Source organism: Frigoribacterium sp. ME-P-080 (assembly GCF_030209595.1).
Taxonomy (GTDB): domain Bacteria; phylum Actinomycetota; class Actinomycetes; order Actinomycetales; family Microbacteriaceae; genus Frigoribacterium.
This window is the reverse complement of the sequence record NZ_JARVRR010000004.1, coordinates 385640-412448: the sequence shown is the minus strand read 5'-3', so window position 1 is coordinate 412448 and position 26809 is coordinate 385640. Positions and strand designations below refer to the sequence as shown.

Genomic DNA, 26809 nt, shown 5'->3' with positions numbered 1-26809 from the left:
CTCTCCGGGGGCGCTGTTCTGTTCCGGTGGTTCAGTCTCGTCCGACCCGCCTCGAGGCGAGGAGGGTGACGCCCTCGACGGTCGGGGGCAGGCCGGCGAGCGTGCAGATCAGCTCGCTCCAGGCCTCGATGTGCGGGGCCAGGTCGGTGGTGGCGGGGCTCCAGGACGCCCGGAGTTCGAGCTGGGCCCCGTCACCGTGGTTGGCCAGCTCACCGTATCCGGTCGAGAGGATCTTGGTGGCGGTGCCCGATGCCCGGTCGTAGACGGCACCGCGGGCGTCGAGGCTGTCGACGAGCCAGGACCACGCGACGTCGGCCACGAACGGATCGAGGGCGATCTCGGTCTCGAGGGGCGCCTGCGCGAAGCTGACGACCCGGAAGGGTCCGCCCCACGCCTCGGGTTCGTCGTCGTCGTAGAGCAACACGAAGCGTCCGGTGCCGAGGTCGGGGTCCGGGCGACCGGACGCGCCGATGACGTCCCCGGCGAGGGCCAGGGCGTGGGGGGCGAGGCCGTTCGGAGCGGGGATCTCGGTCACGGCGAGGGCATCCCGCGCGGCGGCACGGTGGACGGACTCGACGGCCGCGGCGAACGCGGGCGGGCGGGTCGACGTCGGGGGGATCTCGGACACCCTGGAAGACTAGGGTCGATCCCGAGGGCGACCCCCGCGGCACGCCGCGCCCGGCTCAGCAGATCCACAGGTCTCCTCGACCCGCCTCACGCCGTCCGAGGAGCCGCCCGTGAACCGCCCCGCATCCACCGGTCGACGGGGCGTCGGCCCGCTCACCGTCGTCTCGATCGCGGTCGGGGGCACCGTGGTGGTGTCGTCCGCAGCCCTCGTCTCGGGGATCGTCGCCATGGCCCGGAAGATCGTCACCCCTGCCCGGAGGCGACGCGACGACGTGCGCATCGAGGCCCACGACGCCGTGGCCGGGACGATCACCCTGCGTTCGACGCCCGACACGCGCCTCCCCGGTCGCTACAGCTTCTGGTACGACCGGGGCCGAGGGCACGCCCGCATCGGCGAGGTGGTGCACGACGACGGCCGGTACGTCGAACGTCGGGTCGAACACGAGGACGGCGTCGGGGGCGTCGAAGGAGTCGAGGCATCCGGCCTGCGGCGCGCCCACCGGGGTCGCATCGGCGGCTGGCTGTACCCGACGCCGCACGACGCGGGCCTCACGGCCGACGAGGTCGTGGTCGACACCGAGGTCGGTCCGGCGCCCGCCTGGCTGGTCCCCGCCGAGGGCGGGCTCGACGGCCCGTGGATGATCGGGGTTCACGGTCGCGGGGTGACGCGCGCCGAGACGATCCGTGCGGCACCGGTCTTCCGGCGAGAGGGCTTCACCTCGCTCCTCGTGTCGTACCGCAACGACGGCGAGGCGCCCCGTTCGCCCGACGGCCGTTACGCGCTGGGCGACTCCGAGTGGCGCGACGTCGAGGCGGCGATCCGGTTCGCCCTCGACCACGGGGCGAGGTCCGTCGTGCTGATGGGCTGGTCCATGGGTGGAGCGCTGGTGCTGCAGGCCGCCACCCGCTCCACCCTGCGCGGCGCCGTCTCGGGTCTCGTGCTCGAGTCGCCCGTCGTCGACTGGCGGACGACGCTCGCCTACCAGGGCGCGGCCATGCGGGTGCCGGGGGTCGTCCAGGGTCTGGTGCTGCGCCTCCTGGGGTCGCCCCTGCTCTGCCGGCTGGCCGGCCGCGCCGAGCCCATCGACTTCGACCGGCTCGACCTCGTCTCACGCGCGGGCGAGCTCGACCTCCCGGTGCTGGTGCTGCACAGCGACGACGACGGCTTCGTGCCGTCCACCGCGTCACACGCGCTGGCCGAGGCCCGGCCCGACATCGTGACCTTCGAGGTGTTCGACGTCGCCCGGCACACCAAGCTCTGGAACCTCGACCCCGAGCGGTTCGAGGGGGCGATCGGTCGATGGCTCGACCGTCACCGACTCGCGGGGCCACCGTCCACCGACCACCGCGCGTAGAGCGTGCTCTGCTCGTCGACCAGCAGTTGGCCGAGCACGAGCGACGCCGGGTCGAAACGTTCGCGACCGAAGACGGGCAAGCCGCTGCCGATCACGACCGGCGAGGTCGACAGGCACAGCTCGTCGACGAGGCCGTCCCGGAGGAACTGCCCGGCGAGCGAGGGACCGCCCTCGCACACGAGCGAACGAAGGCGCTGCTCGCGCAGGCACCGGAGGATCGCGGCGGGCTCCAACCGGCCACCGTCGTCGGTCGCCGTCAGCACGCGGGCGGCCGCCCAGATCGCCTCACCGAGGGTCTCGCGGACCCGTGCCCGCGCGGATTCGGGGCAGACCACGACGACCCGCTCGGCTTCGGCCGGGTCCATCCGGTGGCCCGAGAGGTCGCCCGACGCCGTGACGACGACGAGTCGCGAGGACTTCGGCACCCGGTAGCCCTCGGCGCGCACGCTCGCCGCACCGACGAGGACACCGTCGGCGAGCGAGCGGATGGCGGCCAGGATCGTGCGGTCGGTGGCGTTGCTCAGCGTCTCGGAGGTGCCGTCGGACCCCGCGGCGTCACCGCTGACCGCCGCGATCAGGTTGAGTCGCAGCCACGTCTCGCTCGGCGGGGCGTACAGCTCGCGGATCCGGTCGGGGGTCGAGTCCTCGTCGATCTCGAGTTCGAGCCCGACGTCGCCGGGACGTCCGAGGGCGTGCAGCACCCGGAGCGTCACGCGGCGGCGGTCCGTTCGCGGATCTGACGCTTGGCGCGGCCGAGCAGCGCGGTCATGCCGCGGATGCGCAGCGGGCTCACGGCCTCGGTCAGGCCGATCGTCTGCGGGTAGTCGTCGGGGACGTCGTCGAGCACCTGCTCGACGGTCAACCCGTCGAGCCCCTGGGCGAGGATCGAGGCGAAGCCCCGGGTCGTCGGCGCCTCACGCGGTGCCGTCGCGTGCAGGTGCACCCGACCGTCGGTGACCTCGACGAACAGGAACACGGGGGACTGGCACTCGACCACCCGTTCGAGCAGGTCGGGATGGTCGGCGTACCGGGCGGGCAGCTCGGGCAGCTCGTTCGAGAACTCGAGCAACAACTGAAGACGGTTCCGCACGTCGAGGGCGAGGAACTCCTCGCGGATCTCGACGAGCGCTTCGGGCAGGGCCGCGTCGGTCACCGGGCCGGCACCTCGCCCGGCTCGGTGCCCTGCACGATGGGGACCCGCACGGCGCTGCCCCACTCGGTCCAGGAGCCGTCGTAGTTGCGCACGTCCTCGAAGCCCATCAGGTGCGTCAGGACGAACCAGGTGTGGCTCGACCGTTCACCGATGCGGCAGTAGGCGACGACCTCGTCGCCGTCGGAGAGGCCCGCCCCGTCGCGGTAGATGGCGTCGAGTTCGGCGAGCGGCCGGAAGGTGCCGTCGTCGGCCGCGGCCTTGCCCCACGGCACGTTCTGGGCACTCGGGATGTGACCGGCCCGCAGGGCGCCCTCGTCGGGGTAGGCCGGGGCCGTGGTGCGCTGGCCGGAGAACTCCTCGGGCGAGCGCACGTCGATCAGGGGCTTGCCGAGGTGCGCCAGCACGTCGTCCTTGTAGGCGCGGATGACGCTGTCGTCCCGCTCGACGACGGGGTAGTCGGTGGCCTCGACCTCGGGCGCCTCGGTCGTGTAGTCGCGTCCCTCGGCCTCCCACTTCGCGCGGCCACCGTCGAGCAGACGGACGTCCTCGTGCCCGAAGAGCGAGAAGACCCACAGCGCGTAGGCGGCCCACCAGTTGTTCTTGTCGCCGTAGATGACGACCGTGCTGTCGCGCGTGATGCCGCTGCGGCTCATCAGCGCGGCGAAGCCCTCGCCGTCGACGTAGTCGCGCTGCACCGGGTCGTTGAGGTCGAGGTGCCAGTCGATCTTGACGGCGCCGGCGATGTGGCCGGTCTCGTACAGGAGGACGTCCTCGTCGGACTCGACGACGACGAGCCCGGGGGTGCCGAGGTGCTGCTGCAGCCACTCGGTGCCGACGAGACGCTCGGGATGGGCGTACTCGCCGAAGCGGGCGGACGTGTCGTGCTCGACGGCCATGGTGTCTCCTTGTGCGGGGGTCGGGGTGGAGCCGACGCCGGGCGACGCGTGGTGCCCGGCGGCGTAGGATCGCCTCTGGTCGGCCCCGTCGAGGTTACGCATGCCGCGTGACCGTCGCCCGGGAACCGTACGACTCTGACACAAATCCCCGCCCACCCCACCGCGAGGCCGCGCCCATGCCCCCCGAATCCGTCAGCACCCTCGTCTCGCTGAGCGACCGCACCCCGGCGATCACGGGGGCCGAGATCGTGACGCAACTCGTGCCTCCTCGTCAGTTCGCGGAGGCCTCGCTCGAGAACTACCGTCCCGACCCGGCCTTCGCCTCCCAGGCCGAGGCGGTGGCCGCCGTGACGGCGTTCGGAGGCGCGGGTCCCGACGCGCCGCGGAGGGGCCTGTTCCGCAAGAAGCCGGCTGCCCCGGCCGTGCGTCCCGGCCTGTACCTCGACGGCGGCTTCGGCGTGGGCAAGACCCACCTGCTCGCCGCCCTCTGGAACCGCACGCCCGGCCGGCGGTACTTCGGCACCTTCATCGAGTACACCGCGTTGGTCGGCGCCGTCGGCTACGCCGGGGCCGCGTCGCAGCTGAAGGGCGCCGCCCTGGTCTGCATCGACGAGTTCGAGCTCGACGACCCGGGCGACACGATGATGATGACCCGACTGCTCGGCGACCTGGCCGACGACGGCACGCGCATCGCCGCCACCTCGAACACGCCGCCCAACGCCCTCGGTGAGGGCCGGTTCGCCGCCGCCGACTTCCTCCGCGAGATCCAGGGGCTCAGCGACAAGTTCCTCACCCTGCGCATCGACGGGGACGACTACCGGCGTCGCGAGGTCGAGGCCCGGGCGCACGTGGTCGACGACGTCGACGCGGCGGCGGCCGCCCTCGGCGGGACCGTGTCGCTCGACGACTTCGACGGCGTGGTCGCCCACCTCGCGACGGTCCACCCCAGCAAGTACGTGAAGCTCGTCGACGACCTCGACGCGGTGGGGCTGCGTGACGTCCACGTCCTCACGAGCCAGGTGGACGCCCTGCGCCTCGTGGCCTTCGTGGACCGCTTGTACGACGCGCAGATCCGGGTGGTCGCCTCGGGCACGCCCCTCGACCAGGTCTTCTCGGACGAGATACTCGCCGGCGGCTACCGCAAGAAGTACCTGCGGGCCGTGTCGCGCCTGGTGGCCCTGACCTCGCTCTGACGAGATCCCCACCCCGCACCGGGCATCCGGTAACACGTTGTTTACCTGCGCCCGAATCGTGTTACATCGGGGAAACAATCCCGCACACGGCCCGAAACCTCTCCCCGCGACACTGGGGGCCGCACCGGACGAGAGCGTTCGTCACCACAGCCCGTGAACCCACACGGTCGGCCTCGACGTCGGTGCCTCCCCGGCTCCGAAACTCGAGAGGTGACCCACCCATGGACCAAGGCAACACCGCCTTCATGTTGATCTGCGCGGCACTCGTGCTGCTCATGACCCCCGGCCTGGCCTTCTTCTACGGCGGCCTCGTCAAGGCCAAGAGCGTCATCAGCATGATGATGCTCAGCTTCGGCGCGATGGGCCTCATCGGCGTCCTGTGGGTGCTCTTCGGCTACGCGATCGCCTTCGGCAACCCGACCTCGATCCCCGGTGGGAGCGAGAGCTTCGTGGGCGTCCAGGGCCTGATCGGCCTCGACGTCGCGAACCTCGGCCTCGGCGCCGCCTTCGAGGACAGCCTGGACCCGACCGGCGCCTACCCGACGATCGCCTTCGCCGCCTTCCAGGCCACCTTCGCGATCATCACGGTGGCCCTCATCTCGGGCGCCATCGCCGACCGGGCCAAGTTCGGGGCGTGGATGATCTTCGCCGGCGTCTGGGCCACGGTCGTCTACTTCCCGGTCGCCAGCTGGGTCTTCAACTTCACGAAGGACGCCGACGGCAACACCGTCGGTGGCTGGATCGCCGCCATGGGCGTCATCGACTTCGCCGGCGGCACGGCCGTCCACATCAACGCCGGTGCCGCGGCCCTCGCCCTGGCACTCGTCCTCGGCAAGCGCGTCGGCTTCGCCAAGGGTGCCGACAAGCCGCACAACCCGCCCTTCGTCCTGCTGGGTGCCGGGCTGCTCTGGTTCGGCTGGTTCGGCTTCAACGCCGGCTCCGAGCTCGCGGCCGACGGCGTGGCCGCCCTGGCGTTCCTGAACACCATCGCCGCACCGGCCGCCGCCGTGCTCGGCTGGCTGGTCGTCGAGAAGCTCAAGGACGGCAAGGCCACCTCGGTCGGCGCCGCCTCGGGTGCCGTCGCCGGCCTCGTCGCCATCACCCCGGCCTGCGCCGCCCTCACCCCGGGGTGGGCCGTCGTCCTCGGCGTCGTCGCGGGTGCCGTCTGCGCCCTCGCCATCGACCTCAAGTTCAAACTCGGGTTCGACGACTCCCTCGACGTCGTGGGCATCCACCTCGTCGGTGGCCTCATCGGGACGCTGTACCTCGGCATCTTCGCGAACGACACCGGCCTCATCTTCTCGGGCACCTTCACGCAGCTCGGCATCCAGGCCCTCTCGGCCCTGGCCGTCATGCTCTACTCGTTCGTCCTGGCCTTCGTCATCGGCTTCGTCATCGAGAAGACCATCGGCTTCCGCGTGAAGAACGAGGACGAGGTGGCCGGCATCGACCTCGCCCTGCACGGTGAAGAGGGCTACGTCCTCGAGAACTCGCGCGCCTGACCCACGTCGCACGACGAACGGCCCCGGTCCTCGGACCGGGGCCGTTCTGCGTCCGGACCGCGGCAGAACGCAGGAGGCGCGGCGCGCGACCGCGTCGCACCGCGCCTCCTGCGGGTGGTCGCCCGGTCGGACCGGGCCCGGGTCTCAGGTCAGCGAGAACCAGACCGTGGTCTCGCCCGGCACCTCGGTGACGCCGGCGAGCGTGTCGTGCAACGGCTCGCTGGAGGCCAGGACGCGTGCCCCGGTGGGCAGGTCGACCGGGCCGCCGCCGAAGTTCGTCAGCGAGTGCCACCCCTCGTGGCGGGAGAAGTGCACGACGTCCTCCGAGGTGCCGTCGGCCCAGAGGAACGCCTCACCCCGCTGCAGCTCGCGGCGGAGGGCGAGGGCGCGCCGGTAGATCGACAACGTGGACTCGTCCTCGTCGTCCTGGACCGAGACGGCGAGGTCCTCGAACCACTCGGGTTGCGGCAGGTGCGGGGCGTGGTCCCCGAAGCCCAGGGCGGGCTCGCTCGTGTCCCAGGGCAGCGGCACCCGGCTGCCGTCACGGCCCTTGCGCCGGTGGCCCGTGCGGACCCAGACCGGGTCCTGCAGGTCGTCGGGACGCAGGTCGGCCACCTCGAAGAGGCCCAGTTCTTCTCCCTGGTAGACGTAGGCCGAACCCGGGAGGGCGAGCATGAGCACCGTCGCCGCGCGGGCCCGACGGAGGCCCGCATCGGGGTCGAGAGTGGGTCGGCGACCGTCGCTCAGCACGAAGGCGTCGAGGTCCTGCCCCTTCGGCAGGCCGTAGCGCGTGGCGTGACGGACGACGTCGTGGTTCGAGAGCACCCACGTGCTCGTCGCCCCGCTGACGGCCGCCTGCTCGAGGGTCGACGCGATGATGGTCCGGTACTGGTCGGCATCGAAGTCGGCGCGCGTCAGGGCGAAGCTGAAGGCCTGGCCGAGCTCGGTGGGGCGGGCGTAGAGCGGCACCCGCTCGGGCTGCACCCAGGCCTCGGCCACGGCGCTCCGGGGCGGGTCGTACTCGTCGAGGACCCGGCGCCACCCCTCGAAGATCGTGTGCACCTCGTCACGGTCGTAGAGCGGATCGCTGCCGTCGACCGGCAGGAGCTGACGTTCGGCCGCGTCGCGGAGGGGCTCGGTGAGGTCCTTCGCGAGCCCGTGGGCGACGTCGACCCGGAATCCGTCGACGCCACGGTCCGACCAGAACCGCAGCGTGCGTTCGAAGTCGGTGCGGACCTCGGGGTTGGTCCAGTCGAGGTCGGGTTGCTCGGGGGCGAACAGGTGCAGGTACCACTGTTCGGGCGTGCCGTCGGGGCGCTGCAGGCGGGTCCAGGCGCCACCGCCGAAGTTCGAGACCCAGGTCGACGGGGGAGTGTCTCCTCCCTCGCCGAGGCCGTCCCGGAACACGTACCGGCCACGGGCGGCGCTGCCGGGCTCGGATGCCACCGCCTCACGGAACCACTCGTGGTCGCTCGAGGTGTGGTTCGGGACGATGTCGACGACGACCCTCAGCCCGGCCGAGTGGAGGGCGGCGACCATCTCGTCGAAGTCGTCGAGGGTGCCGAGGCGGGGGTCGACGTCGCGGTAGTCGGCGACGTCGTACCCGCCGTCGGCGAGCGGGGACGGATAGAAGGGGCTCAGCCAGACGGCGTCGACCCCGAGCCGCTGCAGGTACGGCACGCGCGAGGTCACGCCGGCCAGGTCACCGATGCCGTCGTCGTTCGCGTCGGCGAAGCTGCGCGGATACACCTGGTACACCACGGCCTGCCGCCACCAGTCGGCGTCGGGGACGGGCGTCGGGCGGGTCGCGGCGGCGCGGGAGGTGGGGGAGTCGGTCATGGGGCGAGGATGCCACGTCTCGGCAGCGGGCGGCGTCGATGCCCCGACCGCGGCACCGGGCCGGGGATCGCGGGCCAGGAACGACGAAAGGCCCTGCAGGAGCAGGGCCTCTCGATGATGATCGTGGGCGATACCGGGCTCGAACCGATGACCTCTTCCGTGTGAAGGAAGCGCGCTACCAACTGCGCCAATCGCCCGTGTGGGACTCGACGATGCTAGTGCATCGCGGTGCTCGAACGCCATTCGGCCGGTCGTCGAGGGCACCGTCGTGAGCTGCCCCGTGATCGATCAAGACACGAACTTCCCTCGATTTGGTTTCTGCCCCGGGGTGTGGGTATTGTTCTTTTGCACGCAGAAATGCAAAGCGAAATGCGGATGTGGCGCAGCGGTAGCGCATCACCTTGCCAAGGTGAGGGTCGCGAGTTCGAATCTCGTCATCCGCTCGAGTGTAATGCTCACCAGAGGGTGGTCCACCGACTGGTGGCCTCCCTCTGGGGGGCTACTCGTATGGTGGAGTGGCCGAGAGGCGAGGCACCGGCCTGCAAAGCCGTTCACGCGGGTTCAAATCCCGTCTCCACCTCCATTCGATCTAGACCTAGGTCTAGACTCGATGTTGCAATTGAATAGTGCGGTTCGAGGGAAGATTCTCGGATCGTTGAGACATGAGCGATTGGCGCAGCGGTAGCGCGCTTCCCTGACACGGAAGAGGTCGCTGGTTCGATCCCAGTATCGCTCACACACAGAAAGCCCCGGCCTCGGCCGGGGCTTTCGTCATGTCCGGGCTTCCTCTCTCACGGGTGGCCCGCCTCTCCTGCCGAGAGGCCACGACCTGTCGCCCACCTCACGATGCGAGCGACGGGTCGTGACGTCCCGCGGCATCCGCCTAGGGGGTGTCGGTCCCCGTCCCGAGACCGACCCCGTTGCCCCGGCCGTTCCCGTTCCCGTTCCCGTTGGTGCCCGGGCCGCCGTTGCCGCTGTTGCCGGGCCCGCTGTTCCCTCCGGGGACGTCGACGCCAGGGACGTCGACCGTCGGGGGCGTCACGGGGTCGACCGTCGGCTGCGTCGTCGGCTCGACCGGCGCCTCCTGGGTGGGGCTCACCTCGTCAGAGGGAGCCGGGTCCGCCGGTGAGTCGTCGGTGGAGTCGTCGGACGGTGACGGCGAGTCGACGTCCGACGACTCGGACGGCGTCGTCGAGGGATCCGTCTCGACGCTCGGACTCGTGCTCTCCGTCGGGTCGACCGTCCCAGCGTCGCGGGTGGCGGCCCAACCGATGCCCGCCGCCAGCAGCCCGGCGACGACGATCGCCGCCAGCACGAGGGGCCAACGCCGACGCTTCCGGGTCCCGTCGTCCGCCGTGACGTCGGCGACCAGGTCCGTGGCGTCGGCGCGGGAGGCCGCCCCCGCCCCGAACACCGGCGTGCGGGCATCGTCCCGGGGCAGGACGCGAGTGGGGGCGTCGCCGCCGGGCAGGGCAGCCGTCGGCACGTCGGGAGCGGCCATGACGCGCGTGACGGCATCGGTCGACCCGGCGCCCTCGACGGCCAGCGTGCGGGCCGCTCGGGCGACCTCGGCGGCGGCCGGACGGTCGTCGGGTGCTCGCGCGGTCATGCGCGTCAACAGTTCCGCCCACCCCGAGCCGATCGAGGCCGGGATCTCGGGGTCGCGGGTGAGACGGGCCATGACCGACTCGACGACCGACCCCGTGAAGACGCGCCGCCCGGTCAGCGCCTCGACCAGCACCAACCCGAGCGAATAGACGTCGGACGCGGGGGCCGGCGGACGCCCCTCGGCCTGCTCCGGGCTGACGAAGGCGGCGGTGCCCATCAGGGTTCCCGTGGCCGTCACCCGCGTCGAGTCGATCAGGTAGGCGATGCCGAAGTCGGCGAGCTTGGCCCGTCGGGGGTCGCCTTCGTGGTGCGGCGCGGCGAGCAGGATGTTCGCGGGCTTGACGTCCCGGTGGACGACGCCGGCGCGGTGCACCGCCGCCAGGCCGTCCGCGACGTCGCCGAGCAACGCCGCGGCCTCGCCGTGCGACAACGGACCGTCGGCGAGCACGGTCTGCAGGGTGGGGCCGTCGACGTACTCCATCACGAGGTAGGCGTCGTCGTCGTGGCCGTCGCCCTCGACCCGGGCGTCGTAGAGCGTGACGAGCCCCGGGTGGTTGAGGGAGGCGAGGAGGCGCACCTCGCTGACCTGGCGGCTGAGGTCGTGGACGTCGTGCCCGTCCGAGGAGAAGAGCTTGACGGCGACGACCCGGCCGAGCTCGAGGTCGCTCGCCCGGTAGACGGCCCCCATGCCTCCGCGCCCGACGATCGCGTCGAGGCGGTAGCGACCGCCGACGGTCGTGCCGAGGCGGGGATCGGCCTGCTCGCGGGGGCTCATGCGCCCGCTCCCGTCGACGCGCCGGGGAGCACGGGAGGAGTGCCGCCACCCGACCCCCGACTCGCGACCCGACGGGACACCACGGCGTCGAGCACCGTCTCGGCCACGGCGGTCTTCGACCCCTCGGCCTCGGACACCACGTCACCGTCGGCGTCGATCACGACGACGGCCGTGTCGTCGCTGCCGAAGCCGGTCGTCCAGCCCACCGTGTTGAGGACGAGCAGGTCCGCTCCCTTCCGCCGCTGCTTGGCGCGCCCGAGCGAGAGCAGTTCGTCCCGGTCGGCGGCCGTCTCGGCCGCGAAGCCGACGACCACCTGCCCCACGGCCCGACGGGCGACGAGCCCGGCCAGGACGTCCGGGGTCCGGACGAGACGGACGGTCAGCTCGTCGCCCGAGTCGTCCTTCCGGATCTTCCCGTCGGCCACCGACGACGGCCGGTAGTCCGCCACCGCGGCCGCCATGATCACGACGTCCGCCGCCGGGGCGTGCTCGCCCATCGCGGCGTCGAGCTCGAGGGCGGTGCCGACCTCGACGACGTCGATCGTCCCCTCCGTCTCGAGCGTCTGCCGCACGGCTCCGTCGAGTGCGGCCGCGACGACGGTGACGTGGGCACCGCGGCGGGCCGCCCCGAGGGCGAGCGCCGCCCCCTGCGTACCGCTCGACCGGTTGCCGACGAACCGCACGGGGTCCAGGGGCTCACGGGTGCCGCCGGCCGAGACGACCAACCGGAGGCCGTCCAGGTCACCGACCCGCGCCTCCTGGTCCCCAGCCCCCGGGACGGCGGCGGGTGGGGCGTCGAGGGAGCCCGGGCCGGTCACGAGGGCGAGTGCCGCGGCGACGATCTCGTCGGGTTCGCTGAGCCGGCCGGGCCCCACGTCGCCCCCGGTCAGCGGCCCGTCGTCCGGCCCGACGACGGTCACCCCGCGCGACCTCAGCAGGTCGACGTTCGCGACCGTCGCCGGGTTCCGCCACATCTCGGTGTGCATGGCGGGCGCGACGACGAGCGGCGCGGTGCTCGCGAGGATCGTCGTGCCGAGCAGGTCGTCGGACAGGCCGTGGGCGATCTTCGCCAGGGTGTGGGCGGTCGTGGGGGCCACGACGATCAGGTCGGCGCGCTGCCCCAGGGCCACGTGCCGCACCTCCGCGACGTCGTCGAAGACGGACGTGTGCACGGGGTTGCGGCTCGTGGCCTCCCAGGTGGGCGCCCCGACGAAGCGCAGGGCGGCCTCGGTCGGCACGACGTGGACGTCGTGTCCCCGCAGCACGAGGCCGCGGACGACCCCGACGGCCTTGTACGCCGCGATGCCGCCCGAGACGCCGACGACGACGGACAGGCGACGCGGGGCGTCGGCGGGGGAGGAGCGGGGGTGGTCGTGCGTCACGGTGGGCCTCGTCGATCGATGCGTCGGTCGGCCGACCCGGTGCCGGGTCGGTAGCGTTGCCCACCACGATGCCGCATCCCGCGGTCGAGCGTCGGCACCCGCCCCGACGAGCCCCCACCCTGAGGACCCCATGTGCACCGTCGTCGTCGCCGTCCAGCCGGACGCGCCCTGGCCCGTCGTCTTCCTCGGGCTCCGGGACGAGTCGCCCGACCGCCCCTGGGACGAGCCCGGCGCCTGGTGGCCCGGCCTCGGTGAGCGGGTGACCGGGGTGCACGACCGCGAGGCGGGCGGGGCCTGGTTGGCGACCGCCCGGGGCCCGAGCCGGGCGAGCGTGGTGCTCAACCGTCACGAGGCCCCCGCGTCACCGCCCGGTGGATGGACCACCCGCGGTGCCCTGCCCCTCTGGGCGGCCGCCGACGGCGTCCTGCCCGACGGCCCGCAGACGACCCGCACCTTCAACCTGCTCACGGCGGACGCAGGAGGCGCGGTGCACTCCGTCTGGGACGGCACCGCCACCGAGACGGCCCGCCTCGCCCCCGGGGTGCACCTGCTCACGCACGCCGCCCCCGACGACCGGTCCGTGCCGCGCGTCGACCGCTGGCTGCCTCGGTTCCGTGACGTCGCGCCTCCGACCGGTCCGCTGCCGACGGCGGAAGAGGGCGAGGGCAGCTGGACGCCGTGGCTCGACCTGCTGCGCGAGAGCAGCGCGCTGCCGACCGACGACGACGACGCGCTCGTGCGGGCCGACCTGGTCGACGGTCACCTCTTCCATTCGCTGTCGCTGAGCACCGTCGCCGTCTCGGCCGACGACGTGGCCCACCGGCACGTGCGGCTCGACGGCGCCCCCTCGGTGGCGGAGGCGATCGCGCGACGCTGACGGGCGCGTGGCGACGCCGACGGGTGTGCGACGACGCCCGGCCTCCGTGGCCGCAAGGTCATGCGGAGTCATCGGGAATCACGCCCGCCCCCGCGGCGTTAGTGTCGGGAGGCTCGTCCGACCCCCGAGCCGCAGCAAAGGAACCCTCGTGAAGATCACCGCCGTCCGCACCGTCCGCCGCCTCGCCTCCGTCGGCGTCATCGCCGCCGCCGCCGTCGCCCTGGCCGCCTGCGCGCCCGCCTCCACCGACGGGGTCGTCCAGTCCACCGGCAGCGCGACCGCCGACACGAGCGCGGCGAAGAGCCTGTCCGACATCCAGGCGGCCGGCGAGATCGTCATCGGCACCGAGGGCACCTACCAGCCCTTCACCTACCACGAGGGCGGGGCCGGCGCGCTGACCGGCTACGACGTCGACGTCGCCACGGCCGTCGCCGAGAAGCTCGGCGTCACGCCGACCTTCGAAGAGACTCAGTTCGACGCCCTGCTCGCCGGGCTCACCGCCGGCCGCTTCGACCTCGTCGCGAACCAGATCTCGATCACCGACGAGCGCGAGGCGACGTACGACTTCTCGACGCCCTACACGGTCAGCCGCGGTGTCGTGATCACGCCCGCCGACAACACCGACATCACCTCGCTCGCCGACCTGAAGGGCAAGACGACTGCCCAGTCGCAGTCGAGCAACTTCTACACGACCGCAAAGGACGCGGGCGCCGACGTGCAGGTCGTCGAGGGCTGGGCCCAGTCGGTCGCACTCCTCGAGCAGGGCCGCATCGACGCGACGGTCAACGACGAGCTGACCTTCCTCGACTACGTCAAGACCAACCCGGACCAGGCCGCCGGCATCAAGATCGCGGCGACCACCGACGACGTGTCGCGCTCGGCCCTGGTCACCACCAAGGGCAGCGACGACCTCGTGACGGCGATCGACGACGCCCTCGCCGAGCTGAAGGCCGACGGCACGCTGTCGACCATCAGTGAGAAGTACTTCGGCCAGGACGTCAGCGAGTAGGCGTGCAGTCCTCCCTCGACCTCTTCTTGCGGTCGCTCTGGCCGATCGTGTCGGGGGCGCTCGTGGCGTCGATCCCGCTCGCCTTCGCGTCGATGGCGATCGGGCTGGTCATCGCCGTCGTCATCGCGCTCATGCGCCTGTCGGGCAAGGCGGTGCTCGCGGGCATCGCCCGGGTGTACATCTCGATCATCCGGGGCACGCCCCTGCTCGTGCAGCTCTTCGTCGTCTTCTACGGGCTGCCGTCGATCGGCGTCAGGCTCGATCCCTGGCCGAGCGCGATCATCGCGTTCTCGCTGAACGTCGGCGGGTACGCCGCCGAGGTCATCCGGGCCGCGATCCTCTCGGTGCCCAAGGGTCAATGGGAGGCCGCCCACACGATCGGCATGTCGCGGGGGCTCGCCCTGCGGCGGATCATCCTGCCGCAGGCGGCCCGCGTCTCGGTGCCGCCGCTGTCGAACACCTTCATCAGCCTGGTCAAGGACACCTCGTTGGCGAGTGTCATCCTCGTCGTCGAGCTCTTCCGTCAGGCGCAGCAGATCGCGACGGTCTCGAACCAGTTCCTGCTCATCTACCTCGAGGCCGCCCTGGTCTACTGGGTGATCTGCCTGATCCTGTCGTTCGGGCAGGACGCCCTCGAGAAGAGATTGGACCGCCACGTTGCCCGCTGACGTCACCCCGCCACGGCCCTCCGGGGCGACCGGTGCCCCCGTGCTGACCGTCCGCGGCCTGCACAAGGCGTTCGGCGCGAACGAGGTGCTGCGCGGCATCGACCTCGAGGTGCGGCGTGGACGCGTCGTCGCGATCATCGGCCCCTCGGGGTCGGGCAAGACGACCGTGCTGCGGTCGCTCAACAGCCTCGAGGTGCCCGACGGGGGAGTCGTCACGCTCTCCGACGGTCGGTCGATCGACTTCGGGGCCAAGGTCGGCAAGCGCGACCTGCTCGCCCTGCGCGACCGGTCGTCGATGGTGTTCCAGCACTTCAACCTGTTCCCGCACCTCACGGTGCTGCAGAACGTCGTCGAGGGCCCGGTGCGCGTCCAGGGACGCGATCCGAAGGAGGCGCGGGCCGAGGCCGAGGCGCTCCTCGCGCGGGTGGGCCTCGCCGAGAAGGCCGACGCCTACCCGTCCGAGCTCTCGGGCGGCCAGCAGCAGCGCGTCGGCATCGTGCGCGCACTCGCGCTGCGGCCCGAACTGCTGCTCTTCGACGAGCCGACCTCGGCCCTCGACCCCGAACTGGTCGGCGACGTCCTCACGGTCGTCAAAGAACTCGCCGACGAGGGCTGGACGATGATCGTCGTCACCCACGAGCTCGAGTTCGCCCGCCGGGTGGCCGACGAGCTGCTCTTCATGGACGCCGGTGTCGTCGTCGAGCGGGGCCGTCCCGCCGACGTGCTGTCCCGCCCGCGCGAGGCCCGCACGCAGCAGTTCCTGCGGCGGGTGCTCAAGCCGCTCGACGACTGACGGGGCGTCCGCTCGCGAGTCGACCCGCGCCTCCTCGTCCACCGGACCAGGAGGCGCGGGTCGTCACCCCGCGGACGCTCAGCCGAACAGGCGGTGCGAGGCGATGCGCGCGCCCTCGCCGAGCGAGGCCAGCTTGGCCACCGCGATCTGCGGGTGGATGCGACCGCCCAGGCCGCAGTCGGTCGAGGCGACGACGTTCTCGGGGCCGACCAGCGAGGCGAACCGTTCGATGCGGTCGGCCACGAGTTCGGGGTGTTCGACCACGTTCGTGGCGTGGCTGACGACACCCGGCACGATCGTCTTGCCGGTCGGCAGCTCGACGTCGCGCCAGAGCTTCCACTCGTGCTCGTGACGGACGTTGGCCGCCTCGAACGAGTACGAGCCGGCGTCGATCTCGAGCATGAGGTCGACGATGTGACGGAACTCGACGTCGGTCGTGTGGGGACCGTGCCACGAGCCCCAACAGAGGTGGAAGCGCACGTGCTCCGGCGGCAGGCCGCGGAGGGCGTGGTTGAGCGCCTCGACGCGGATTCGGGTGAACGCCCGGTAGTCCTCGACGCTCGGCTCCGGGTTGATCTGGTCCCAGTTCTCGGCGATCGAGGGGTCGTCGATCTGGACGGTCAGGCCGGCCTCGACGATCGCCGTGTACTCCTCGCGCAGCACCTCGGCCCAGGCCCAGATGTGCTCCTCCTCGGTGGCGTAGAAGTCGTTGGCGATGCGGGCACCGCTGCCCGGGGACAACGACGTGAGGAAGCCCGAGGTCGAACCGCTCGCCTCGAGCCCGGCCTTCAGGTTGGCGATGTCCGAGGCGATGGCGGCGTGTCCGACGTAGGCCAGGGGTCCCGTCGTGCTCGGGAACGGCGTGGCACCCGAGCCCGTGCCGATGCCCGAGGTCGGGTCGGTGTAGGCGTCGTGGAAGGCCCGCCAGTCCCGGCGGTCGGGGAACGACGTCAGTCGTACGTCGCCGGGCGAGGACCGCACGGCCGGCTGGCTGAAGACGTCCGACCCGGTCAGCGACAGCCCGCCGACCCTCTGGAACGAGTACGACCACCAGGCGCCGTAGTCGACCGCGCTCGTCATGGCCTTCCCGTACTCGCCGTCGCCGACGATGGTGATGCCGAGATCGCTCTGGCGCCGGACGAGATCGACGACGGCGTCGGTCAGCAGGGCGTCGAACTCGGGGGTGCGCTCGAGGGTGAAGCCGTCCTCGCCGAGGGCGCGTGCGTCGTTCGCGGCGATCAGCTCGGGCGTGCGCGGCAGGCTTCCCGCGTGGGTGGTCTCGATGCGGCCGGGGGTGGTCGTCATGGGGTGCTCCGTTCGTCGCCACCACTCTGGCCCCCGACCCCGGACGAGTGCGACGGGCACGACACGGGACGTCACAGCCGTGCGCTCGGGAACATCGGGCGGCCGTCGGCCGTTGCGTCCCGTGTCGGCCGGAGCCGGGCCCCTCGGGGGGTCTCGGTACGATCGACGGGAAGGGACACCGTGACCACCACCTCCTCCGCACCATCCACCCACCGTCCGGGGCTGTCCGACGACGACGCCCGCCGTCTGCGCGCCGACTTCCCGCTCCTCGGGCAGGACGTCAACGGCGAGCCGCTCGCTTACCTCGACTCGGGGGCGACCGCCCAACGGCCGGCGTCCGTGCTCGACGCCGAGCGGCGCTTCCTCGAGACGACGAACTCGGCCGTGCACCGGGGCGCCCACACGCTCGCCGCCCTGTCGACCGAGGCCTACGAAGAGGCGCGCGAGACGGTCGCCCGCTTCGTCGGTGCCGACGTCGACGAGATCGTCTGGACCTCCAACGCCACCGACGCCCTCAACCTCGTCGCGTACGGCGTCGCGAACGCGACGCACGGGCGGGGTGGTGAGGCCGCGCGACGCTTCGCCCTCGCGCCCGGCGACGAGATCGTCGTCACCGAGGCCGAACACCACGCGAACCTCGTCCCGTGGCAAGAACTCGCCGCGACGACCGGTGCCAGCCTGCGATTCGTGCCGGTCCGCGATGACGGCACCTGGACCACCGCCGACGCGGCCGCCGTGATCGGACCCCGCACGCGCCTCCTCGCCTTCGCCCACGTCTCGAACGTCACCGGCCTCGTCGCGCCCGTCGCCGAGCTGGTGGCGCTGGCGCACGACGTCGGCGCCCTCGTCGTCCTCGACGCCTGCCAGTCGGTCCCGCACCGCCCCGTCGACCTCCACGACCTCGACGTCGACTTCGCCGCATTCTCGGGCCACAAGATGCTGGGGCCCACGGGCATCGGCGTCCTCTACGGCCGGGCCGAGCTGCTGAACGCCCTGCCGCCGTTCCGGACCGGCGGCTCGATGATCACGACGGTGACGATGGAGGGCTCCGAGTACCTCCCCGCTCCGCAGCGCTTCGAGGCCGGCACGCAGCCCGTGTCCCAGGCCGTCGCCCTGGCCGAGGCCGTGCGCTACCTCGACGCCGTCGGCATGGACCGGGTGCGCGCCCACGAGGAGGCCCTCGCCGACCTGCTCGTCCGCGGCCTCGAGGCCGTCGACGGCGTCACGGTCGTGGGTCCGCCGGCCGGCGTGCCGCGATCGGGACTCGCCAGCTTCGTCGTCGACGGGGTGCACGCCCACGACGTCGGCCAGTTCCTCGACGCGCGCGGCGTCGCCGTGCGGGTCGGCCACCACTGCGCCCAGCCACTGCACCGTCGTCTCGGGGTGACGGCCACGACGCGGGCCAGCACCTACCTGTACTCGTCGAGCGACGAGGTCGACCGGCTGGTCGCCGGGATCGCCGAGGTCCGCGGCTACTTCGGCGTCGTCGGCCCGGAGCCCGTCGACGAGAAGGTCGAGGAGGCGCGGTGAGCGCCGCCCTCGACGGCCTGTACCAGCAGGTCATCCTCGACCACGCCAAGGCGCGGCACGGCGACGGCGAGCTGCCCGGGGCCGACGCGCAGCACCACGAACGCAACCCGACCTGCGGTGACGAGATCACCGTCCGCGTCGCCCTCGAGCCCGGGACCGACCGCATCGCCGACCTCCGCTGGCAGGGCGCCGGCTGCAGCATCTCGATGGCCTCCGCCTCGGTGCTGGCGCAGCTGGCTCCGGGTCGCACGCTGACCGAGCTCGACGCACTCGTCGGGGAGTTCCGCGAGATGATGCGGTCCCGGGGCGCCGGGGAGCCCGACGACGAGGTCCTCGGCGACGCGGTCGTGTTCCACGGTGTCTCGAAGTTCGTCATGAGGGTGAAGTGCGGCATGCTCGCGTGGGTCGCGGCGGAGGCCTGTTCGACCGAACTGCGCGCCGTCTGAGCCGACCCGGGCCTCGTCGCCCGTCGAGGCCCTGGTCGGCCGGTCGGCGGTCGGTCGGCGACTAAAGTGGTCCCCGCCCCTCGACGATAGGAACCACCGCCGTGTCCGACCAGACCGACATCGACCCGACCGCCTCCTCAGCCGCGCCCGGCCTCTCGGCCGTCGAGGCCACCGCGACGACGACCGGCTCCGAGCTGTTCACCGACAAGTCGGTCGTGGCCGTCCGCGTGTCCGGCGAACTCCGCGACCTCGCGACCGAACTGCACGCGGGCGACGTGGCCGAGCCGATCACGATCGACTCGCCCGACGGCCTGGCCATCCTCCGGCACTCGGCTGCGCACGTGATGGCCCAGGCGGTGCAGCAGATCAACCCCGAGGCCAGGCTCGGCATCGGACCGCCCGTCACCGACGGCTTCTACTACGACTTCGACGTCGCGGAGCCCTTCACCCCCGACGACCTCAAGGCCATCGAGAAGGGCATGGAGCGCATCATCCGTCAGGGCCAGCGCTTCCGTCGTCGCGTCGTGACCGACGACGAGGCCCGCGAGCTGCTCGCCCACGAACCGTTCAAGCTCGAGCTCATCGGGCTCAAGGGCGGGTCGGCCGACGAGCTCGGCGCCGACGGCGAGTCGGTCGAGGTGGGCGGGGCCGAGCTCACGGTCTACGACAACCTCGACCCGAAGACCGGCGAGGTCGTCTGGTTCGACCTCTGCCGCGGTCCCCACGTGCCCAGCACGCGCCTCCTCGGCAACGCCACGAAGCTGATGCGCGTGGCGGCCGCCTACTGGCGCGGGTCCGAGAAGAACCCCCAGCTGCAGCGCATCTACGGCACGGCGTGGCCCACCAAGGACGACCTGCGCGCCTACCAGGCCCGACTCGAGGAGGCCGCCAAGCGCGACCACCGCAAGCTCGGCGCCGAGCTCGACCTCTTCTCGTTCCCCGACGAGATCGGCTCGGGTCTCGCGATCTTCCACCCGAAGGGCGGCATCATCCGTCGCCAGATGGAGGACTACTCGCGCGAACGCCACGAGAAGGCCGGGTACGAGTTCGTCTACACGCCGCACATCACCAAGGCGGCCCTGTTCGAGACCTCGGGCCACCTGGGCTGGTACAAGGACGGCATGTTCCCGGCGATGCACCTCGACGAGGCACGCAACGACGAGGGCGAGATCACCCGTCAGGGTGCGGACTACTACCTCAAGCCGATGAACTGTCCGATGCACATCCTGGCGTACCGTTCGTCGGCCAAGTCCTACCGTGACCTGCCACAGCGCCTGTTCGAGTTCGGCACCGTGTACCGCAACGAGAAGTCCGGCGTCATCCACGGGCTCACCCGCGTGCGCGGCATGACCCAGGACGACGCGCACATCTTCACCACCCGTGACGACATGGCGGCCGAGCTCAAGGGCACGCTCGACTTCGTCCTCAGCCTGCTGCGCGACTACGGCCTCGACGACTTCTACCTCGAGCTGTCCACCAAGGACCCCGAGAAGTACGTGGGCGACGACGCCACCTGGGACGAGGCGACGGCGACGCTGAGGCAGGTCGCAGAAGAGACCGGCCTCGAACTCGTACCCGACCCGGCCGGCGCGGCGTTCTACGGGCCGAAGATCTCGGTCCAGGCACGCGACGCGATCGGACGCACCTGGCAGATGTCGACGGTGCAGCTCGACTTCAACCTGCCCGAGCGCTTCGACCTCGAGTACACGGCTGCCGATGGGTCGCGTCAGCGTCCGGTCATGATCCACCGGGCGTTGTTCGGTTCGATCGAGCGCTTCTTCGGCGTGCTCACCGAGCACTACGCCGGGGCCTTCCCGGTCTGGCTGGCGCCCGTCCAGGTCGTGGCGATCCCCGTCGCCGACGAGTACGGCGACTACCTCGACGGCGTCGTGGCACGTCTGCGCGAGGTCGGCGTCCGGGCGCAGGTCGACCACAGCGACGACCGCATGCCGAAGAAGATCCGCACGCACACCAAGGCCAAGGTGCCGTTCCAGTTGATCGCCGGCGAGGACGACCGCGCGGCCGGGGCCGTCAGCTTCCGCTACCGGGACGGCTCACAGGAGAACGGCGTGCCGCTCGACGAGGCGATCGCCAAGATCGTCGCGGCCATCGAGACCAAGGCCCAGGTCTGAGCGTGGTCGCCGACGGGTCCGCGGCCGAGTCCTCCGCCGACTTCGCCGCGGTCCCCGACGCGTTCCAGCGACTCTGGACGCCGCACCGCGCCGTCTACGTCGAGGCGGGCCAGGGCGCCCACGACGACTCCTGCCCGTTCTGCAGTGCCCCCTCGAGGTCGGACGACGAGGCGCTCATCGTGGCTCGGGGCGAACACGCCTACGTGTTGCTCAACCTCTACCCCTACAACCCGGGGCACCTGCTGGTCTGCCCGTACCGGCACGTCTCCACCTACGACCTCGCCACCCCCGACGAGGTGGCCGAGATCGCGTCCCTGACCCAGATCGCCATGCGGGTCCTCACGCAGGTGTCCCACGCACAGGGCTTCAACATCGGCATGAACCAGGGGCAGGTCGGCGGCGCCGGCATCGCGGCCCACCTGCACCAACACGTGGTGCCGCGCTACGGCGGCGACTCGAACTTCTTCCCGATCATCGCTCAGACGAAGGCCGTCACGCAGCTGCTCGGCGACGTCCGCGTCGCGGTCTCCGAGGCCTGGCCGAGGGACGGCGACGGCACGACGCCGACGGCGGCGTCGGCGGTCTGATCGGGCCTAAGATAGGGGCCATCATGAGCGACACGACCCCTGCCTCCCACCAGTCCTCCACCACCGGTTCGAGCCGCGTCAAGCGCGGTCTCGCCGAGATGCTCAAGGGCGGCGTCATCATGGACGTCGTCAACGTCGAGCAGGCGAAGATCGCCGAAGACGCCGGGGCCGTGGCCGTCATGGCCCTCGAGCGCGTTCCCGCCGACATCCGGTCCCAGGGCGGTGTCGCCCGCATGAGCGACCCCGACATGATCGACGAGATCGTGACGGCGGTCTCGATCCCCGTCATGGCGAAGGCCCGCATCGGCCACTTCGTCGAGGCCCAGATCCTCCAGACCCTCGGCGTGGACTACATCGACGAGTCCGAGGTGCTGAGCCCGGCCGACTACGTCAACCACATCGACAAGTGGAACTTCACCGTCCCCTTCGTCTGCGGGGCCACCAACCTGGGCGAGGCGCTGCGTCGCATCACCGAGGGCGCGGCCATGATCCGCTCCAAGGGCGAGGCCGGCACCGGTGACGTGTCCGAGGCCACCAAGCACATCCGCACGATCTCGAAAGAGATCGCCCAGCTCCGTGGGCTCAAGTCCGACGAGCTCTACGTCGCCGCGAAAGAACTGCAGGCTCCCTTCGAGCTCGTGAAAGAGATCGCCGAGACCGGCAAGCTCCCCGTCGTCCTCTTCACCGCGGGCGGCGTCGCGACACCCGCCGACGCGGCGCTCATGATGCAGCTCGGTGCCGACGGCGTCTTCGTCGGTTCGGGCATCTTCAAGTCGGGCAACCCGGCCGACCGTGCCAAGGCGATCGTCAAGGCCACCACCTTCTTCGACGACCCCCAGGTCGTGGCCGACGCGTCGCGCGGTCTCGGCGAGGCGATGGTCGGCATCAACGTGCCCGACCTCCCCGCACCGCACCGCCTCGCCGAGCGCGGCTGGTGACCTCGGCGGTCGATCGTCGGTGATGCCCGACCGAACGCCCCGGGTCGGCGTCCTGGCCCTGCAAGGCGATTTCCGTGAACACCTGGCCGTCCTGACCTCGCTGGGGGCCGAGGCCGTCCCCGTACGCCGAGCCTCCGAGCTCGACGAGATCGACGGTCTCGTGATCCCGGGCGGCGAGTCCAGCGTCATGGACAAGCTGTCGCGGATGTTCGACCTGGACGGGCCGCTCCGACGGGCGATCGGCTCGGGGTTGCCCGTATACGGCACCTGCGCCGGCCTCATCATGCTCGCGGACCGCATCGTCGACGGCATCCCCGGCCAGCAGAGCATCGGGGGCCTCGACGTCTCGGTCCGGCGCAACGCGTTCGGCTCGCAGACCGACTCGTTCGAGACCGACGTCCACGTCCCCGTGCTCGACGGTCCACCCGTGCACGCGGTCTTCATCCGTGCCCCGGTGGTCGACGCGGTCGGGCCGGCCGCGACGGCGATCGGCGTCCTCGAGGACGGCCGGGTCGTCGCCGTCGAGCAGGGTCCTCTGATGGGCACCTCGTTCCACCCGGAGGTCACCGACGACCTGCGGTTCCACTCGCGGTTCCTCGACAAGGCCCGCGCGCGGGCGTCGCGGTAGACTCGTCGCGATCCACGTCAGCAGTCTGAAGGAGCACCGTGTCCGGGCATTCCAAGTGGGCAACGACCAAGCACAAGAAGGCCGTCATCGACAGTCGACGTGCCAAGTCGTTCGCCAAGCTCATCAAGAACATCGAGGTCGCGGCCAAGCAGGGCGGGGCCGACATGTCCGGCAACCCCACGCTGGTCGACGCCGTCCAGAAGGCCAAGAAGACCTCGGTCCCCAACGACAACATCGACCGGGCCGTCAAGCGCGGTGCCGGTCTCAGCGGCGAGAGCGTCGACTACCAGACGATCATGTACGAGGGGTACGGCCCCAACGGCGTCGCGTTGTTGATCGAGTGCCTCACCGACAACAAGAACCGCGCGGCCGCCAACGTCCGTACGGTGATGTCGCGCAACGGCGGCACCATGGCCGACCCCGGCAGCGTGGCCTACAACTTCAGCCGCAAGGGCGTCATCGCCGTCATGAAGACGGACGACCTCACCGAAGACGACGTCCTCGCCGCCGTCCTCGACGCCGGAGCCGAAGAGGTCACCGATCGTGGTGAAGGCTTCGAGATCGTCACCGAGGCCTCCGACCTGGTCCCGGCCCGTTCGGCCCTCCAGGACGCCGGCATCGACTACGACTCGGCCGACATCGAGTTCGTGCCCGGGCTCAAGATCGAGGTCGACCTCGAGACGGCGCGCAAGGTCTTCCGACTCATCGACGCCCTCGACGACGACGACGACGTGCAGAACGTCTACGCGAACCACGACGTCCCCGCCGACGTGCAGGCCGCGCTCGACGACGAAGAATAGGCCGCCGCGGTGACCCTCCGGGTGCTCGGCATCGACCCCGGGCTCACCCGATGCGGGGTCGGGGTGGTCGAGGTCGACGCCCAGCGGCGTGCGACCCTGGTCGACGTGCAGGTCATCCGCACCGCCCCCGACCTCGCCCTCGAGTTGCGTCTCCTCGCCCTGGGTCGCGGTCTCGAGGCGCTCATCGACGAGCACCGGCCGGACGCCATGGCGATCGAGCGGGTCTTCGCCCAACAGAACGTCCGCAGCGTCATGGGGGTGGCACAGGTCAGCGGCCTCGCCCTGCGTGCCGCAGCCGAACGCGAGATCCCCGTCACGCTGCACACGCCGTCCGAGGTGAAGGCTGCCGTGACCGGGTACGGGTCGGCCGACAAGAAGCAGGTCGGGACGATGGTCGCCCGGTTGCTCGGGCTGGCCGAGGCGCCCCGGCCGGCGGACGCCGCCGACGCCCTGGCCCTGGCCATCTGCCATGCCTGGCGGGGTGCGCCCGTCGCTGCCCGCGCCTCCTCGGGTTCCCTCACGCCGGCCCAGCGAGCGTGGCGCGACGCCGAGAAGTCGGTGCGCACTCCTAGGCTGGGGGCATGATCTCGAGTGTCCGCGGTACCGTCCTGTCCGCGTCCGGCACATCGGTCGTGGTCGAGGTCGGCGGGGTGGGCCTCCGCGTCTCGGTCACCCCACAGCTCGCACTGACGGTCCGCGTCGGCGAGCAGGCGCTCGTCCACACGGCGTTGATCGTCCGAGAAGACGACCTCTCGCTCTTCGGCTTCGCCGACCGCGAAGAACTCGAGGTCTTCGACCTGCTCCGCAGCGTCACCGGCGTCGGCCCGAAGTCGGCCCAGGGCGTGCTGTCGACGCTCACGCCCCATCAGGTCGCCACCGCCGTCGCCGACGACGACGACGCCGCGTTCCGACGCGTCTCGGGCATCGGGCCGAAGACGGCCAAGCTCATCGTCCTCTCGCTCACCGGCAAGCTCGACGTGGCACCGACCGCGCCGACCGTCACGGCGGCGTCGACGACGGCTGCCGACGTGCTCGTCGCGTTGGTCGGGCTCGGGTGGTCCGACCGTGAGGCGCAGGCCGCCATCGACGCCGTCGTGGCGGACCGTGGCGACGCCGTCGCGGTGGCCGTGCCGCAGTTGCTGCGTGCCGCACTCGGTCACCTCGGTCCGCAGAAGTCCACCGGGTCCCGAGCGTGAGCGACGACGACCTGACCCGTCCCACGCTCGAGTCCGAGGCCGAGCTGGCCTTCGAAGGGGCGCTGCGGCCCACCTCGCTCGGCGAGTTCGTCGGGCAGTCCAAGGTGCGGGGCCAGCTCGAGCTGCTGCTCAAGGCCGCGACGATGCAGGGCCGCACCCCCGACCACATCCTGCTCGCCGGACCGCCCGGGCTCGGCAAGACGACCCTGGCCATGATCGTGGCCCACGAAGGGGCTCGGCCGTTGCGGATGTCGTCGGGTCCCGCGATCCAGCACGCGGGCGACCTGGCCGCGGTCCTCTCGGCGCTCGTGCCGGGGGAGGTGCTCTTCATCGACGAGATCCATCGCATGGCACGGCCGGCCGAAGAGATGCTGTACCTCGCGATGGAGGACTACCGGATCGACATCATGGTGGGCAAGGGGGCAGGAGCGACCAGCATCCCCCTCGAGTTGTCGCCCTTCACGCTCGTCGGTGCGACCACCCGCAGCGGACTGCTGCCCAACCCCCTGCGCGACCGGTTCGGCTTCACGGCGCACCTCGAGTTCTACGACGAGGCCGAGCTGACCGAGGTCCTCCGCCGGGCGGCGTCCCTCCTCGGCATCGTCATCGACGGTGCCGCCCTGGCCGAGATCGCCGGACGGTGCCGGGGCACGCCTCGCATCGCGAACCGCCTGCTCCGACGCGTCCGCGACTACGCGCTCGTCCACGGGCGGGATGCCGACCTGACGACCGTGCGCGAAGCGCTCGATCTCTACGACGTCGATTCGCTGGGGCTCGACCGGCTCGACCGTGAGGTCGTCCGCACGGTGCTGACCCGGTTCGGCGGCGGACCCGTCGGCCTCAACACCCTTGCGGTCTCGGTGGGAGAAGAAGCCGACACGATCGAGTCGGTCGTCGAGCCGTTCCTCGTCCGGGTGGGCCTGCTCACCCGCACGCCGCGGGGACGCATCGCCACTCCCGAGGCCTGGCGGCACTTCGGTCTGGCGCACGCCTCAGGGGCGCTCTTCGGCGATGACCTATAATTCCTGCAGGTCCGAGGCCTTCGCTCGCTGAAGCGAGTCCCGCTCGGCCCACACCCCCAACAGCGAAAGGGAGTTCCGCATGGATCCCGCAACCCTCATCATGGTCCTCCTCCTGGTGGTCCTCGTCGTCTTCATGTTCCGCAACAAGAAGAAGCGCGACCGTCAGCAGGCCGAACTGCAGAACAAGCTCGTCCCCGGCGTCGAGGTCATGCTCTCGTTCGGCGTCTACGGCACCGTCGTCTCCATCGACGACGAGAACAACGTCGCCGAGGTCGAGGTCTCGCCCGGCACCGTCCTCAAGGTCCACCGTCAGACCCTGGGTCGCGTCGTCGAACCGGTCATCGACGAGCCCGTCGCCGACGACGCCGACTCGCTGGCCGACGGCTCCACCGAGCACGACCGCGTCATCGACGACGCTCCCGAGTTCGGTGAACGCGCCACGTCCGCCCCGGTCGACTCGACGGTCGCCAAGGACTCCGACACCAAGGCCTGACCCGACGACCGCCTCGGCCGCCTGGCGCGGCCGGGTCCGATCCACGGCGCGCGCT

The 26809-nt window shown here is 71.4% G+C and carries 26 protein-coding genes and 4 tRNA genes; 21 read left to right on the top strand and 9 right to left on the bottom strand.

From position 1 onward, the window contains the following. Positions 1–31: 31 nt before the first annotated feature. Entirely contained in the window at positions 32–628 is a 597-nt protein-coding gene (locus QRN23_RS10530; RefSeq protein ID WP_267658081.1) for a DUF3000 domain-containing protein, read from the bottom strand. 109 nt (positions 629–737) lie between these two features. Here QRN23_RS10530 and QRN23_RS10525 point away from each other — a divergent pair, with 109 nt between their 5' ends. Then, positions 738–1982, top strand: coding sequence for an alpha/beta hydrolase family protein (locus tag QRN23_RS10525; RefSeq protein ID WP_285063512.1), 1245 nt, complete (start codon positions 738–740; stop codon positions 1980–1982). On the opposite strand, the gene QRN23_RS10520 is transcribed toward QRN23_RS10525, so the two are convergent. Genes QRN23_RS10520 through QRN23_RS10510 form a run of 3 tightly spaced genes read right to left on the bottom strand, consistent with a single transcriptional unit; the run spans position 1940 to position 4031 of the window. Continuing rightward, positions 1940–2695: a dihydrofolate reductase family protein gene (locus QRN23_RS10520; protein ID WP_285063511.1), complete on the bottom strand. Its 756-nt coding sequence runs from the start codon at positions 2693–2695 to the stop codon at positions 1940–1942. The two genes, QRN23_RS10525 and QRN23_RS10520, sit on opposite strands and share 43 nt — an antisense overlap. Beyond that, entirely contained in the window at positions 2692–3135 is a 444-nt protein-coding gene (locus QRN23_RS10515) for a SufE family protein (RefSeq protein ID WP_285063510.1), read from the bottom strand. Before QRN23_RS10515 ends, QRN23_RS10520 begins: the two co-directional genes overlap by 4 nt. Continuing rightward, on the bottom strand, positions 3132–4031 hold the full coding sequence (locus tag QRN23_RS10510; protein ID WP_123570777.1) for a sulfurtransferase: 900 nt from the start codon (positions 4029–4031) through the stop codon (positions 3132–3134). The genes QRN23_RS10515 and QRN23_RS10510 overlap by 4 nt, the downstream gene beginning before the upstream one ends. A 176-nt stretch (positions 4032–4207) precedes the next feature. Between QRN23_RS10510 and zapE the strand changes: the two genes are divergently transcribed. Further along, positions 4208–5224 (top strand): cell division protein ZapE, encoded by a 1017-nt coding sequence (gene zapE, locus QRN23_RS10505; RefSeq protein WP_285063509.1) that lies wholly within the window; start codon positions 4208–4210, stop codon positions 5222–5224. A gap of 221 nt (positions 5225–5445) precedes the next feature. Beyond that, positions 5446–6726, top strand: coding sequence for an ammonium transporter (locus tag QRN23_RS10500; RefSeq protein WP_285063508.1), 1281 nt, complete (start codon positions 5446–5448; stop codon positions 6724–6726). Between the two features lie 144 nt (positions 6727–6870). Here the strand turns inward: QRN23_RS10500 and QRN23_RS10495 are convergent, their stop codons facing one another. Continuing rightward, the gene (locus tag QRN23_RS10495; RefSeq protein WP_285063507.1) at positions 6871–8565 is read right to left on the bottom strand and encodes a glycoside hydrolase family 13 protein; all 1695 of its coding nucleotides are present in this window, start codon (positions 8563–8565) and stop codon (positions 6871–6873) included. 124 nt (positions 8566–8689) lie between these two features. After that, a tRNA-Val gene (locus QRN23_RS10490) sits at positions 8690–8762 on the bottom strand. 174 nt (positions 8763–8936) lie between these two features. Here QRN23_RS10490 and QRN23_RS10485 point away from each other — a divergent pair. The 3 genes from QRN23_RS10485 (at position 8937) to QRN23_RS10475 (ending at position 9301) form a co-directional block, all read left to right on the top strand. Beyond that, positions 8937–9008: transfer RNA gene (locus QRN23_RS10485), tRNA-Gly, on the top strand. Positions 9009–9074: 66 nt separating this feature from the next. Further along, positions 9075–9148, top strand: a tRNA-Cys gene (locus tag QRN23_RS10480). 81 nt (positions 9149–9229) lie between these two features. Next, positions 9230–9301: transfer RNA gene (locus QRN23_RS10475), tRNA-Val, on the top strand. 147 nt (positions 9302–9448) lie between these two features. Here QRN23_RS10475 and QRN23_RS10470 read toward each other — a convergent pair. After that, positions 9449–10948, bottom strand: a complete 1500-nt coding sequence (locus tag QRN23_RS10470; RefSeq protein ID WP_285063506.1) for a serine/threonine-protein kinase — start codon at positions 10946–10948, stop codon at positions 9449–9451. Next, the gene (gene coaBC, locus QRN23_RS10465; protein ID WP_123570776.1) at positions 10945–12282 is read right to left on the bottom strand and encodes a bifunctional phosphopantothenoylcysteine decarboxylase/phosphopantothenate--cysteine ligase CoaBC; all 1338 of its coding nucleotides are present in this window, start codon (positions 12280–12282) and stop codon (positions 10945–10947) included. The genes QRN23_RS10470 and coaBC overlap by 4 nt, the downstream gene beginning before the upstream one ends. A gap of 178 nt (positions 12283–12460) precedes the next feature. On the opposite strand from coaBC, the gene QRN23_RS10460 reads away from it, so the two are divergent. From QRN23_RS10460 to QRN23_RS10445, 4 genes are all read left to right on the top strand, one after another. Beyond that, positions 12461–13207 (top strand): NRDE family protein, encoded by a 747-nt coding sequence (locus QRN23_RS10460; protein ID WP_285063505.1) that lies wholly within the window; start codon positions 12461–12463, stop codon positions 13205–13207. Between the two features lie 154 nt (positions 13208–13361). Further along, complete coding sequence (locus tag QRN23_RS10455; RefSeq protein WP_055976940.1) at positions 13362–14216, top strand: amino acid ABC transporter substrate-binding protein; 855 nt, start codon at positions 13362–13364, stop codon at positions 14214–14216. Positions 14217–14218: 2 nt separating this feature from the next. After that, a complete protein-coding gene (locus QRN23_RS10450) occupies positions 14219–14884 on the top strand; it encodes an amino acid ABC transporter permease (RefSeq protein ID WP_055972644.1) in 666 nt (221 codons plus the stop codon). Continuing rightward, positions 14874–15677: an amino acid ABC transporter ATP-binding protein gene (locus QRN23_RS10445; protein WP_055972646.1), complete on the top strand. Its 804-nt coding sequence runs from the start codon at positions 14874–14876 to the stop codon at positions 15675–15677. Before QRN23_RS10450 ends, QRN23_RS10445 begins: the two co-directional genes overlap by 11 nt. A gap of 78 nt (positions 15678–15755) precedes the next feature. On the opposite strand, the gene QRN23_RS10440 is transcribed toward QRN23_RS10445, so the two are convergent. Then, positions 15756–16982: a cobalamin-independent methionine synthase II family protein gene (locus QRN23_RS10440; protein WP_285063504.1), complete on the bottom strand. Its 1227-nt coding sequence runs from the start codon at positions 16980–16982 to the stop codon at positions 15756–15758. A gap of 222 nt (positions 16983–17204) precedes the next feature. On the opposite strand from QRN23_RS10440, the gene QRN23_RS10435 reads away from it, so the two are divergent. The 11 genes from QRN23_RS10435 to QRN23_RS10385 all read left to right on the top strand — a co-directional run bounded on the left by QRN23_RS10435 (position 17205) and on the right by QRN23_RS10385 (position 26754). Continuing rightward, positions 17205–18512, top strand: coding sequence for an aminotransferase class V-fold PLP-dependent enzyme (locus QRN23_RS10435; protein WP_285063584.1), 1308 nt, complete (start codon positions 17205–17207; stop codon positions 18510–18512). Then, positions 18509–18958, top strand: a complete 450-nt coding sequence (sufU, locus tag QRN23_RS10430; protein WP_123570113.1) for a Fe-S cluster assembly sulfur transfer protein SufU — start codon at positions 18509–18511, stop codon at positions 18956–18958. Before QRN23_RS10435 ends, sufU begins: the two co-directional genes overlap by 4 nt. A 194-nt stretch (positions 18959–19152) precedes the next feature. Next, complete coding sequence (thrS, locus tag QRN23_RS10425) at positions 19153–21090, top strand: threonine--tRNA ligase (protein WP_236557085.1); 1938 nt, start codon at positions 19153–19155, stop codon at positions 21088–21090. Between the two features lie 2 nt (positions 21091–21092). Then, a complete protein-coding gene (locus QRN23_RS10420; protein ID WP_502874814.1) occupies positions 21093–21677 on the top strand; it encodes an HIT family protein in 585 nt (194 codons plus the stop codon). A gap of 23 nt (positions 21678–21700) precedes the next feature. Further along, entirely contained in the window at positions 21701–22615 is a 915-nt protein-coding gene (gene pdxS, locus QRN23_RS10415; RefSeq protein ID WP_285063503.1) for a pyridoxal 5'-phosphate synthase lyase subunit PdxS, read from the top strand. A 22-nt stretch (positions 22616–22637) separates the two neighbouring features. Continuing rightward, complete coding sequence (gene pdxT / locus QRN23_RS10410; RefSeq protein ID WP_285063502.1) at positions 22638–23243, top strand: pyridoxal 5'-phosphate synthase glutaminase subunit PdxT; 606 nt, start codon at positions 22638–22640, stop codon at positions 23241–23243. A gap of 38 nt (positions 23244–23281) precedes the next feature. After that, the gene (locus QRN23_RS10405; RefSeq protein WP_056045387.1) at positions 23282–24043 is read left to right on the top strand and encodes a YebC/PmpR family DNA-binding transcriptional regulator; all 762 of its coding nucleotides are present in this window, start codon (positions 23282–23284) and stop codon (positions 24041–24043) included. 9 nt (positions 24044–24052) lie between these two features. Beyond that, positions 24053–24628 (top strand): crossover junction endodeoxyribonuclease RuvC, encoded by a 576-nt coding sequence (gene ruvC, locus QRN23_RS10400; protein ID WP_043592720.1) that lies wholly within the window; start codon positions 24053–24055, stop codon positions 24626–24628. Beyond that, complete coding sequence (gene ruvA / locus QRN23_RS10395; RefSeq protein WP_277959229.1) at positions 24625–25239, top strand: Holliday junction branch migration protein RuvA; 615 nt, start codon at positions 24625–24627, stop codon at positions 25237–25239. The genes ruvC and ruvA overlap by 4 nt, the downstream gene beginning before the upstream one ends. Beyond that, positions 25236–26261 carry a Holliday junction branch migration DNA helicase RuvB gene (gene ruvB / locus QRN23_RS10390; protein ID WP_056045381.1) on the top strand — a complete coding sequence of 342 codons (1026 nt, stop codon included), beginning with the start codon at positions 25236–25238 and terminating at the stop codon, positions 26259–26261. The genes ruvA and ruvB overlap by 4 nt, the downstream gene beginning before the upstream one ends. A 79-nt stretch (positions 26262–26340) precedes the next feature. Next, positions 26341–26754, top strand: coding sequence for a preprotein translocase subunit YajC (locus QRN23_RS10385; protein ID WP_123570108.1), 414 nt, complete (start codon positions 26341–26343; stop codon positions 26752–26754). The last annotated feature ends 55 nt before the right edge of the window (positions 26755–26809 follow it).